A 12,062-nucleotide genomic window follows, 5' to 3' on the forward strand; every position below is an offset into this window, starting at 1 on the left:
CTATGTTTTCAAAAACCTGTGAATATGCCATACGAGCTACCATTTACATTGCCTCAGAATCGTCTGCTGGCAAGCGCTGCGGTATTCGAGACATTGCCAGAAAAATTGAATCACCAGAACCTTTTACAGCCAAGATTTTACAACGTTTGGTAAAAGCCGACATCATAAAATCGATTAAAGGAAATGGCGGTGGTTTTGAAATCGAAAAGGTACAATTGAAACATATTAAGTTAGAACAGCTCGTAAAAGCTATCGACGGAAATGACTTATTTGACCGATGTAGTTTAGGACTTCATGATTGTTCCGACATACAACCGTGTCCTTTTCATCATAAGTACAAGCCATTACGTGAAAATTTAAAGAAAACGCTGAAAGAAACTTCTCTTTTGGATTTAATAAGTGAATTCAATACCGGAGAGACTTTCCTTAAGCTTTAAAAAATTTAATTAAATAAAAGATAAAAATATCCTCTAATGAAAACAACTTCGGATTTAAAAGAGAAAATTCTTGAATTGAAGAAAAGAAAAAATGCGGTAATTCTGGCGCATTATTATCAAGAAGAAGCTATTCAAGAAATTGCTGATTTTGTGGGTGATAGTTTAGAATTATCGAGAAAAGCATCGCAAGTTGATGCCGATATCATAGTTTTTGCTGGCGTTTATTTCATGGCAGAAACGGCTAAAATTGTCAATCCAAATAAAAAAGTAATCGTTCCCGATGTAAAAGCAGGATGTTCGCTTGCCGATGGTTGTCCGCCAAATGAATTCAAAGCTTTCTTAGAAAAATATCCGAATCATACCGTTGTAACCTACATCAATTGTACAGCTGAAGTTAAAACCTTAACAGATATTGTTTGCACTTCTTCCAATGCTAAAAAAGTGATTGCATCCATTCCAGAAGACCAACCTATTGTGTTTGCTCCTGATAAAAATTTAGGCAAATATTTAATTGCAGAAACTGGTCGTGATATGGTTTTATGGGAAGGTTCTTGCATTGTTCACGAAGCATTTTCATTAGAGAAATTAATCGATTTATATAAAAAACATCCAACCGCTACCATTATTGCGCATCCTGAATCGGAAACGCATATTTTGAAAGTAGCGCATTACATTGGTTCGACTTCAGGCATGTTGAATCATGTAAAAAACAGTCCAAACGACACTTTCATCGTAGCCACAGAAGCGGGAATTTTACACCAAATGCAATTGGATAATCCAACCAAGACATTAATTCCAGCGCCTTCAAAAGAAGACAATACTTGTGCGTGTAGTGAGTGTGCGTTTATGAAAGTCAACACCTTAGAAAAACTCTATCAATGTTTACAAGATGAAAGTCCTGAAGTGCTTTTGGACAATGAAATCATCGAAAAAGCTTTACTTCCAATTCAAAGAATGTTAGCGCTAAACTAAAACATCATGCAAAATTTAGAAACCGATATACTCATAGTAGGCACAGGATTAGCGGGATTATCTCTAGCGAAATATCTCAGCGAGCAAAATCCGAAACTACAAATTACCTTACTTAGCAAAACTTCCATTGACGAGTGCAATACCTATTACGCTCAAGGTGGAATTGCCGTTGTACACGACTTTATCAAAGACAGTTACCAACAACATATTCAAGACACTTTACTTGCTGGAAAAGGCATTTGCGATAAAAAAGTAGTCGAACACGTAATTACAGGAGCGCCTGCCCGCTTACAAGAATTGATTCAATGGGGCGTGGAATTAGATAAAAATAATTCAGGAGAATTGGATTTAGGATTAGAAGGCGGCCACTCCCAAAACCGAATTGTACATCACAAAGACAAAACTGGTTTAGAAATTGAAACCAAGTTGATTCAAGTCGTTCAGAATTTACCGAATGTTACTATCAGAACTTCCTTTTTTGCCACAGACTTATTATTAGACAATCAAAAATGCATCGGAATCATAGGATTTGATGAAAAAAGCGAAGTGACTTCCATCGTAGCAAAAGCAACCGTTTTAGCTACTGGCGGTTCGGGACAAGTGTTTGGTGTGACATCAAATCCTTTTGTTTCTACAGGTGATGGCGTTGCAATGGCATATCGAGTAGGCGCTAAATTGGAAAAGATGAAATACATTCAATTTCATCCCACAGCACTTTACGAACCTAATAAAAGTCAGGCGTTCTTAATTACTGAAGCCATTCGAGGATTTGGAGCTCATATTTTGAATCAAAAAATGGAACGTTTTGTTTTTCAATACCATCCCGATGGCGAATTAGCAACTCGAGATATCGTTTCAAAAGCCATTTCAGATCAAATGAAAAAAGAACATTCACAACACGTTTGGCTCGATGTAAGACATTTGCCGATAGACACATTTAAAACAAAATTTCCAAAGGTTTACAACTATTGTTTTGAAAATGGCATTGATGTTTCCAAAGATTTAATTCCGATAACTCCAGCAGCTCATTACCAATGTGGCGGAATTGTGGTGGATGAAACTGGAGCTACTTCTATCAAACAATTGTTCGCTATTGGAGAGTGTTCACACACCGGACTTCATGGTGCCAATCGATTGGCTTCGAATTCATTATTAGAAGCGATTGTTTATGCGCATGATTTAGCGAATCACCTAATTTCATCAATAGATGTGATTAAATTGACTAAATCTGAAATTACGCCAATTCGTTATAAAAACATTCATCACGACCAAGTGTTGCAATTCAAAAACCAACTGCAACATTTCATTAAATACGATGCTTTGTACACTTCTGGAAAAAATACCGAAAAAGTTTATGAGATGGTCACCGAGATGAGCAAACGCTTCAAAATGAAGTTCAAAAATTATGATTCGCATCCGTTTTTATGTGAAACTTATAATTTAATACAAACCGCAGAAATTATTTTAAAAGATTGTTTACCAAAAAGATATCGTGTAAAATCGGTTAAAAAAGAAAAAACTATTTCGTAATGCTGAATCTATTTGCCCATCCAAAACGCATTTTTTTTGTGCTTTTCGTTTGTTTTCTAGCGTTTAGCATTTGGATTTATGCCATTCCGCTTTTTAGCCCAACTCCTTATTCTGAAAAAGAACTTCATTTAGTAGCCGAAGGTCGATTGGTTTGGCAAAAACACAACTGTCATACGTGTCATCAATTGTATGGTTTAGGCGGTTATTTGGGTCCGGATTTAACGAATGTGTATTCGAGAACTGCGAATAACGAAGCATATATCAAAGGCATTATAAAATCGGGAGTAAAACAAATGCCTGCTTTTGAAATTTCGGATGACGAAATGAAAGCGCTTTTACACTTTTTAAAAAATGTAGATGCCACAGGAACATCGAATCCGCAAGATTACCAACCTGAAATAATAGGAACTTTTAGTTTAGAAAAGAAATGAAGAATTTTGGAATTTGGCTCATCAGAATATCACTTGTATTGTTTGTTTTAGGCTTGTTTTTTGGACATTTGGCTTCCGAAAGTTATCGCATTACCCAACCAAAGTCAGGTGTTATGGGATTTTTATCGCTTCGTCCGCTTCATGTGAGTAGTGCATATTTAGGGATTATAACTGCTGGATTAGGTTTTGTAACACTGATTATTGCGAAAATGAAAACCACTCGATTGGGTACTTTTTTACAATACTTGCATTTTTCACTTTGGGTAATTGCTTTACTGGGAATTTTCTACAGCTATTTTACAGGTGATTTTGGAGGAAGAGAATATTGGGAATTCAATCCCGTTTGGGCTTTACCGATCTTTGTTTCCTTTATTGTTTTCTTAGTTTTCTATCTGCATCAGGTTGGATTTTCTATGAAATGGCCTGTTTACTATTGGATGTGGCTCACTGGAATTATCTTCTTTATTTTCACTTTCATCGAAAATTATTTGTGGATTTTCCCTTATTTCAGACAACATTTTATTGCCGATATGACAATTCAGTGGAAAGTAAATGGTTCGCTCGTGGGCGCTATCAATCAAATTATTTATGGCGTTGCTTTTTATTTGATGGAAAAAATTAGTGGCGATGAAAAATCGTCCTATCAAAAACTGTCTTTTGCGATGTATTTTTTGGGAATGTTTAACTTGATGTTCAATTGGGGACACCATATTTACTTGCTTCCAACCGAAAAATACATTCATTACATTGCCTACGCAGTGAGCATGACCGAATGGATTATTTTGATTCGTATTTTTTACAAATGGAGTCAACAAATCAAAGAAAACAAACAGTTTTACTACTTTTTCCCTTACCGCTTTTTAATGGCTTCTGATTATTGGGTAACGATAAACTTAACCCTCGCGTTATTTATGTCAATTCCAGCCTTCAACTTATATACACATGGAACGCATATTACGGTGGCGCATGCTATGGGAACTACCATTGGGATTAACACGATGATTATTTTAGCAGGTGTATTTTACTTTATTAAACCGACTTTTAATTCGGCAAAATGGCGATTGTATGGCAGTATTGCGTTTTGGATAGTACAAGTTACCTTATTACTTTTTCTAATTTCCTTAATTGGAATGGGTGTTCAACGCGCGATTTGGCAAGCTGGATTGACTTCTGAAAGCTTTAGTAAAATGAATAGTTCTAGTGAAAATTGGGTTTTACTTTTTATCATTTTTGGAACGATTTTAATGTTTAGTATGGCGAGTTTCTTCATTTATCTTTTGATTCAATCTTGGAAGAAAAATAAATTGAATATTGAAGAATAAGTTTATCCTAAAAATAGGATGATAAAAATCAGGTGAAATTTGATAATTCCATTGTATATTCGGCCCTTAATTCTTTCAAATTTATCATTGCTTATGTTTTCAAAATCATGTAATTATGCCATTAAAGCAGCCATTTTTATTGCTAAACATTCTTTAGAAGAAAAAAAGGTAGGTTTTGTTGACATCTCCAAAGAAATCGATTCGCCACAAGCGTTTACAGCTAAAATTTTACAAATACTTGTAAAAGCTGGGATTATCGAATCGGTAAAAGGGGTAAATGGTGGATTTTATATTCCGATAAAAAGAATTAAAAAGACTTTCTTAGTTGAAATTGTAGATGCCATTGATGGCGATGCCGTTTTCCATGGTTGTGGATTAGGATTATCGCAATGTTCTGAAACACATCCTTGTCCAGTGCATGATAAATTTAAAAGTATTCGTAATGAACTAGCGCATATGCTAGAAACCACGAATTTAGAAGAATTAGCTTTGGGAATTAAATCAGGAGAAACTTTCTTGAAATCGCTATAAAACCAATTCTTCTAATTTGTAGTATTTTAAAACTGAAACATCAAATTAACAAAGATATTTCGTCCCATTCTTGGAATGTTTTTCCAATCGGTATAAGTAGTATAATTGGCATCGAACATGTTTTCAACACCTGTATTTAAAATCATTTTTGATTTTTCAAAAGTGAATTTATAACCAAAATTTGCATTTACAATTGCATAATCTGGTGTTTTGTCTTCACCATAAAAAGCGTTGTATTCGGTTTGTGTGGCATTTCCTTTTAGTTGTAATTCCGAACTGAATTTTCCTGGTCTAAAGCCTAAAGAAGTCATGTAATTAAACGGACTCATAAAAGGCAAACCGTTGTTTTCATTGTCTTTTCCTAAGTTATAGACGAATTGTCCTTTCCAAATCCATGCGTCTGATAATTGATAACTTACCGTAAAATCGGAAGATAAAATCGTCGCATAATCTAAAGCGGTATAGACTTTTATTCCATTGGCACCAATAGTCATAGGCGCTACCGAAGCATCTGGAATTCCTATGATATAATCGTAAATGTGAAAATAGGAAGCGGATAATTTAGTTTGCCATTTTTTATTTTTAAATCCAATATTGGCATTTCCTTCAAGCGATTTTTCGTTTTTTAAATTTGGGTTTCCGATATAATCAAATCCATCAAAGCTATTGTATAAGTAAAACCCATACCCTTCTGAAACTGATGGAGCGCGTTCGCCATACCCCATTCCGAATCCATACGAAATTCCGTCTTTGTTATAGAAATAATTAGTGGAAAAACTTTTTAGGAATCGAGATTTTGAAGCATCCATTTCAGGATAAAAAATCTGTAAACTTTGTAAGCCGAAATCACTCGCTACATTGTTATTATGAAAACCTAAATTCGTAGTGAATTTCAAATTCGAATGACAGTTGATTTCGAAATTATCTTCCAAATAAATTCCAGCATACAACGTACGAACATCAGGCCAAGTGTACATAAACATTAAGTTTTCGTTTGGATCCGATGGATACATCGTCATTTCGGCAACTGAACGATTGTAAAACGAATTCAAATTGGCTAAAAATTGATGCTTTTTGTATTTCCCATTTACTTTGGAATAAAAACCATAAGTATCGCTCCAACCTGGCATGTCCATGTGAATAGGAACAACAGGACGTTTGGTATCGTCCATAGTGTGCGTAATCGTATTGAAATAGAGTTTGGTTTCCCAATTATCGATTTGCTCCAAATTAGGTTTGTAATTGAATTTTACTGAAGTAATCAATGCTTCCGCCAACGAAACATCCATTGGTAACGCGGGATAACCAACATCGGTAGCTCTATCAAAAATTACTGAAGCTTCAATGTTTTTATTAGGCGCTAATCGGTAGCCAGAAGTAGCGGAAAGATTCAGTTTTCTGAACTGTGAAAATTGAATTTCTTTGTTATTTCCTGCTTTGTAATTTTCAGCATCGCGAAACATTACATCGGTATCCACATAAAATAAACTATCCGCATAATTGATGGCAGAACCAATGATTTTCTGGCGATTATTCGTTTCATAACCTGAGTTAACAAAGAATTCCCAACCTGCATTAGTAAATTGACGTTGGCTTCTTTTTAAATCAATCGAACCTCCAATCGTATTGCCATGACAACTGCCTTGTTGTCCAGAAGAAATCGTAGCTTCTGATAAATTAGATACTTCAACATAGGAAGTCACTGGGTCCATTTTATCGGTACAAGCCCCAAAGATTCGCATTCCGTCGATGGTAACTACGGTTCGCTCAGTTGCCATTCCGTTGATGATGGGTTCCCAAGCATAAGCACCTCTTTTGATTAAATCTACTTTGGTTGATTTTTGCAGAAATTCGTCTAAAGTAGCGAGTGTTTTGGTTTGTTTTTCGTGCAAAGCTGCTTTTGTTCCTACTACCAAAACTTCTTTAAGTTCTTTAGTTTTAAGAGAATCCGCCTCTTGACTAAAAGTAAAACAAAACGAAAGTGACAGAAAAAATACAACTAATTTTTTCATGATATAAAAGTTTTAAAAAAGGTCATTATTTAAGTCATAACGACCTTTTTTAGAGTAAAAATTAAAATTCGATTTCGAAGAAAATACTACTAGAAGTAACTGTTTCTGTGATTTCTTCTCCTTTTAAGATAGTTCCTTCAGCATTAGCTAATTGCAGGTTAATTTTCCAATAACCTGTCATGGTTAACGATAATTTACCATCGTATAATCCACCAGCTAAAGTTTGAGTCGCATGAACGTTATTTGGAGAGGTATGATTTCCCATACTTGGCATTCTTGGGTCGATTTTTACAGTGTAACCATCCACAACTGGGAACGTCATCATGTTTTGCATTTTCCAAACGCCAACTTTCATATCATTGATGGCTACTTTTGGATGATGAGGCTCAATATAAGCCACTAAATACTTAACACCATCTGAACCTGTAAATGTATTTACTTTACGTTTTGCAGAAGCTGGTACATCAAGTACATCTGTAGCAGTATAATCTACTCCATTAATTGTGTAATCGATTTTTAAATCCCAATATTCCGTATCATTTTGAGCCATTTGGAACATAATATATCCTTCATATAAAGTTCCGTTTTCAGTTACTTTTTCTACTGCTGAATAAGGACATGAATGCGTCATCATAGCCATATGCATTAATGGAGACCAACTCACTTCGGCATTTTTAATGTATTTATCTGTGGTGTTGTCTTTAATTCTTAAGCTAATTTCGTTGTATCCTTGTTCTAAACTTCCCATGTGAGAATACAATTCAATAGTATGCGTATCGTTAGTGATTTCTTTAAATTTAGTAATTCCGTCTAATTCATTTACAGTAGTTTCATCATCGTTTGAACAAGACACGAAAGTTAAGGCCATAGCAAAAATGGCTACAATATATTTTATTGAAGTTTTCATTATATTTTTAATTAAAGTGATTGTAATTCCATCTGAAATGTGATTTTTTCAGAGAAATTATGATATAAGTTGAGTGGGTTAATTCAGTAAATGAACTAACAAAAACCAATATTTAATTAAGAAATAAATGTGGGTGGATGAAAAAAGGCACAATCATTCAAGTGAAAGTAAAGATTAGAATAATTGTTACCAATAGAAGTTTTATTTAAAAAATAAATTTGTCTAATTTCTATAGGTTGAATTTCTTGAAAAAATACAATTTCAGTATGTTCGAAAGATATTTTCTTATCAGAAGAATTTTCAGAATTACTTTCGGAAGCTTTTGCCAATTGTTTTGCCAAGTGACACTTTCCGTTACATTTTAATTCGGGTTTGGATTTGTTCTCACAAAGGTTGTTTACAATGTAATCATAATTCACAGCATATTCTAAAACCGGAAGTATCGGCTTTAAAAACATCAATGCAGTTAATATGATTAGTAATTGTTTCATGGGACAAATTTACATCAAATAAATTAGGGTTTAGTATGATTTCAGTCATATTTTTTTTACTTTTGTTGAAATTAATTTGTGCTTTATCTAAAAGAATTAAAGCCTTCAACACAACTACTTTATGCAGATTGATTTAGATTTATTATTTACTTGGGGCGCTATTGCCAAGGAGTACAAGAAAAATGAAATTATTTTTCATGAAGAGGAATCGGCGAATTTTTATTATCAAATCATCGATGGTTGCGTAAGAATGTACAATTCCAATGAAGAAGGAAAAGAGTTTACTCAAGGCTATTTTAAAAATGGTCATAGTTTTGGTGAACCACCTTTGTTTATTGATGAAGTGTATCCTTCCACTGCAGTAGCCTTTAAAGATTCCAAAATAATAAAAATTTCGAAGGAGAAGTTTTTAAAGATTTTAGAGGAATATCCTTTTATTCAGAAGCAATTCTTGAATTTAATGGCAACTCGAATTCACACCAAAGCCAAAACTACAAAAGACATTGTAAATCAAAAACCAGAGTTTCGAATTTTAGCCTTTTTAAATGCCCACAAAAACTCAGATTGTCCTAAAAGAGAACTGGTTGCGTTTACAAGACAAGAAATTGCCAATTTTACAGGTTTACGAGTGGAAACAGTGATTCGAGAGCTTTCAAAAATGAGCAAAACGAATAAAGTGGAAATTATTAATCATAAATTATATTACTAATGTCTTTTAAAACAACTTTTTGGATTCGGTTTTCGATTCTTAATCTAATGCTTGTTGCATTATTAGGACTTCTAATGCGCTATAAGATTCTGTTTGAATTTCCGCTTCTCGATCAAAAAAGTGTACAACATTCCCATTCTCATTTTGCTTTTGCAGGTTGGGTTACGCATACTTTAATGACATTGCTCATTGCTTTTTTACAAAAACACGATACACTCAATAAAATCACATTTAAAAAATACAATCTTGTTTTAATCGGGAATTTAATTTGTTCGTATGTAATGCTAATTTCCTTTATTATGCAAGGTTATGGAGCAATTTCGATTACTTTTTCAACCCTTTCTATTTTTGTTTCTTATTGGTTTGCCTATGCTTTCTTTAAAGATTGTAAACAAATTGAAACATCTTCTGTAGCAACAAAATGGTTCAAAGCCGCATTATTTTTTAATGTGATTTCGTCTTTGGGAACTTTTGCTTTGGCTTATATGATGGCAACTAAAAACATCCATCAGAATGAATATTTAGCTTCTATTTATTACTATTTGCATTTTCAATACAATGGTTGGTTTTTCTTTGCTTGTATGGGATTGTTATTGGATTATTTAAAAGTAACTTCAAACTCAAATCGCATTTATTCGCAATCGTTTATTTGGTTGTTTTGGTCTTGCATTGCAGGGTATTTTCTATCAACACTTTGGTTAGATTTACCACTACTGATTTATATTTTAACTGCTATTTCGGCAATTGTTCAAGTAGTTGTTTGGTATTTACTATTTAAAACTATTTTTAAAGAAAATAAATCCATCTTCGTAAATCTTCCAAATTATTTAAAATATCTGATTTTATTTATCAGTTTTGCTTTGAGTGCGAAGTTCCTATTACAATTAGGTTCCACCGTTCCTGCAATTAGTAAATTAGCCTTTGGTTTTAGACCTATAATAATTGCTTATTTACATCTGATTTTGTTAGCTATTATTTCGCTTTTTCTATTGTTTTATATTTATGTGAATAATTTTATTGCCGTGAATAAGAAAACTATCTTAGGATTAATCTTATTTTGCATTGGCGTTGTTTTGAATGAAATTGTTTTAGGAATTCAAGGTGTTGCGTCTTTTAGTTATACTTTAATTCCTAATATAAATGAAGCTTTGTTCGGAATTGCCATACTTCTTTTCGCAAGTGTTTTATGGACAACTTTTTTTACAAAAAAAGGATAAAAAAGTATTTTTTTATGATTCTACTCATAAAATAATCATCAGATAATCAAGTACTTTGTGTGTATAAATTATTCAAATTATGAAAAATTCCATTAAAACTTTATTGTTAGCCAGTTTACTAATCACCTTTGGATGTAAACAAGGCGAAGAAACAGCATCTGAACCAACATCAGAATCTACAGAAGTACCAACTGGAGGACAAGAAAATGTTGTGGATGCAACATCAAATCCAAACATTGTGCAAACCGCTGCTGGAAGTAAAGATCACACTACATTAGTTACAGCAGTAAAAGCTGCAGGATTAGTAACTTCATTAAGTAACGCTGGACCATTTACTGTATTTGCACCAACCAATGCTGCTTTTGATAAATTACCTGCAGGAACCGTAGAAGGGTTATTAAAACCTGAGAAAAAAGGCGATTTAGAAAACATTTTAGGCTATCACACTTATGTAGGCTCGTTGAAAGCAGAATACATGCAAGACGGACAAGAGTTTGATATGGTGTTTGGTGGAAAAGTAAAAATCACTAAACAAGGAGAAAAAACATTCGTAAACGGTTCCGAAATTGTGGCTTCCATTGAAACATCAAATGGTATTATCCATGTAATTGGCGACGTTTTACTTCCAAAATAAAAAACAATTATTAATTCATCTTTTATAAAGGTAAAAAGCGTAGACTTTAACAGTTTACGCTTTTTATTTTATATGCCTCCTAATCGAATTAAGGAACCTAAAATCAACATCGAAATAGCGATAAGTGTCACTACCACAATAAGAATCGTAACGTAATGATATTTTTTAGGCGTAAGTTTTGGGAAAATAAAAAGTTGGGCTGAAATGGCTAATGCTAACGAAGTAATAAACAAAATAAGTTTGATGGAAATTACTTTTTCGATTCCATTTGAGAAAGAAAACCATTTGGTAAAAGTAACATCATAATCGTACGCCATTAAAATTCCGGTAATCACAAGCGTAATTAAAGAAGGCATTCCGATAGGTTCAAACTTATCTTTGAAAGCTTTTAACTTTTCTAAATCCTTAGTTTTTATCGCTTCAGGTAAATAGCGAGTAGCCAAAATAAGATGACCACCAATCCAAACGGTTGCCGCCAATAAATGAATGACTAATAAAAAATGATGATACATTACGCTAACGTTTTATACATGATAACATTGGCTATATTGAGTGCTCTTTCTTTGATTTCAATGGCCTTTTCGCCTTCAAATAATTCATCAACGGTTGTGGTGAATACGATTACCCAATGTTGAAAATGTTCTGGATTCATAGGACATTTACTGTGTAAATCTTTGTGGACTTGCATGGGACTTCCGTTGTAATTTCCGGTATAGAACAAGATGTTTTCCCAAAAATCGTACATTCTAGGCAAATGAGTTTCCCAATTCACCTGGCAATTTCGGTAAACAGAAAACCGATAACTGCATCGGTTTTGATTTTATCATAAAAGGTATCGACTAAAAGTTCAATATCCTTTCTATTTCTAA

14 protein-coding genes are annotated in these 12,062 nt (G+C 33.5%); 9 read left to right on the plus strand and 5 right to left on the minus strand.

The genetic code is table 11. The annotated features are described in order from the left end of the window. The first annotated feature begins 2 nt into the window (after positions 1 to 2). The 6 genes from BP92_RS0110580 (at position 3) to BP92_RS0110605 (ending at position 5,223) form a co-directional block, all read left to right on the plus strand. Entirely contained in the window at positions 3 to 437 is a 435-nt protein-coding gene (locus BP92_RS0110580) for an RrF2 family transcriptional regulator (RefSeq protein WP_026726045.1), read from the plus strand. A 36-nt stretch (positions 438 to 473) separates the two neighbouring features. Continuing rightward, positions 474 to 1,409, plus strand: a complete 936-nt coding sequence (gene nadA / locus BP92_RS0110585; protein ID WP_026726046.1) for a quinolinate synthase NadA — start codon at positions 474 to 476, stop codon at positions 1,407 to 1,409. Between the two features lie 6 nt (positions 1,410 to 1,415). Further along, the gene (gene nadB, locus BP92_RS0110590; RefSeq protein ID WP_035693306.1) at positions 1,416 to 2,939 is read left to right on the plus strand and encodes an L-aspartate oxidase; all 1,524 of its coding nucleotides are present in this window, start codon (positions 1,416 to 1,418) and stop codon (positions 2,937 to 2,939) included. Further along, entirely contained in the window at positions 2,939 to 3,370 is a 432-nt protein-coding gene (locus BP92_RS16780) for a c-type cytochrome (RefSeq protein ID WP_084329730.1), read from the plus strand. The genes nadB and BP92_RS16780 overlap by 1 nt, the downstream gene beginning before the upstream one ends. Beyond that, on the plus strand, positions 3,367 to 4,692 hold the full coding sequence (locus BP92_RS0110600; protein ID WP_026726048.1) for a cbb3-type cytochrome c oxidase subunit I: 1,326 nt from the start codon (positions 3,367 to 3,369) through the stop codon (positions 4,690 to 4,692). The genes BP92_RS16780 and BP92_RS0110600 overlap by 4 nt, the downstream gene beginning before the upstream one ends. A gap of 93 nt (positions 4,693 to 4,785) precedes the next feature. After that, positions 4,786 to 5,223, plus strand: coding sequence for an RrF2 family transcriptional regulator (locus tag BP92_RS0110605; protein ID WP_026726049.1), 438 nt, complete (start codon positions 4,786 to 4,788; stop codon positions 5,221 to 5,223). Positions 5,224 to 5,249: 26 nt separating this feature from the next. On the opposite strand, the gene BP92_RS0110610 is transcribed toward BP92_RS0110605, so the two are convergent. The 3 genes from BP92_RS0110610 to BP92_RS0110620 form a co-directional block, all read right to left on the minus strand. Then, entirely contained in the window at positions 5,250 to 7,235 is a 1,986-nt protein-coding gene (locus BP92_RS0110610; protein ID WP_026726050.1) for a TonB-dependent receptor plug domain-containing protein, read from the minus strand. 61 nt (positions 7,236 to 7,296) lie between these two features. After that, entirely contained in the window at positions 7,297 to 8,142 is an 846-nt protein-coding gene (locus BP92_RS0110615; protein ID WP_026726051.1) for a hypothetical protein, read from the minus strand. A 116-nt stretch (positions 8,143 to 8,258) separates the two neighbouring features. Beyond that, the gene (locus BP92_RS0110620) at positions 8,259 to 8,633 is read right to left on the minus strand and encodes a hypothetical protein (protein ID WP_228063946.1); all 375 of its coding nucleotides are present in this window, start codon (positions 8,631 to 8,633) and stop codon (positions 8,259 to 8,261) included. 121 nt (positions 8,634 to 8,754) lie between these two features. Here BP92_RS0110620 and BP92_RS0110625 point away from each other — a divergent pair, with 121 nt between their 5' ends. The 3 genes from BP92_RS0110625 (at position 8,755) to BP92_RS0110635 (ending at position 11,193) form a co-directional block, all read left to right on the plus strand. Next, positions 8,755 to 9,342 (plus strand): Crp/Fnr family transcriptional regulator, encoded by a 588-nt coding sequence (locus BP92_RS0110625; RefSeq protein ID WP_026726053.1) that lies wholly within the window; start codon positions 8,755 to 8,757, stop codon positions 9,340 to 9,342. 47 nt (positions 9,343 to 9,389) lie between these two features. Further along, complete coding sequence (locus tag BP92_RS16140; RefSeq protein ID WP_150111919.1) at positions 9,390 to 10,559, plus strand: hypothetical protein; 1,170 nt, start codon at positions 9,390 to 9,392, stop codon at positions 10,557 to 10,559. Between the two features lie 79 nt (positions 10,560 to 10,638). Then, the gene (locus tag BP92_RS0110635) at positions 10,639 to 11,193 is read left to right on the plus strand and encodes a fasciclin domain-containing protein (protein WP_026726054.1); all 555 of its coding nucleotides are present in this window, start codon (positions 10,639 to 10,641) and stop codon (positions 11,191 to 11,193) included. 68 nt (positions 11,194 to 11,261) lie between these two features. Here BP92_RS0110635 and BP92_RS0110640 read toward each other — a convergent pair whose 3' ends face one another. Continuing rightward, complete coding sequence (locus BP92_RS0110640; protein ID WP_026726055.1) at positions 11,262 to 11,705, minus strand: copper resistance protein CopD; 444 nt, start codon at positions 11,703 to 11,705, stop codon at positions 11,262 to 11,264. Continuing rightward, complete coding sequence (locus tag BP92_RS17360) at positions 11,705 to 11,938, minus strand: group III truncated hemoglobin (protein ID WP_245598378.1); 234 nt, start codon at positions 11,936 to 11,938, stop codon at positions 11,705 to 11,707. Before BP92_RS17360 ends, BP92_RS0110640 begins: the two co-directional genes overlap by 1 nt. Positions 11,939 to 12,062: the final 124 nt, after the last annotated feature.

Origin of the sequence: Flavobacterium sasangense DSM 21067, assembly GCF_000686885.1 — a bacterium.
Lineage (GTDB): Bacteria > Bacteroidota > Bacteroidia > Flavobacteriales > Flavobacteriaceae > Flavobacterium > Flavobacterium sasangense.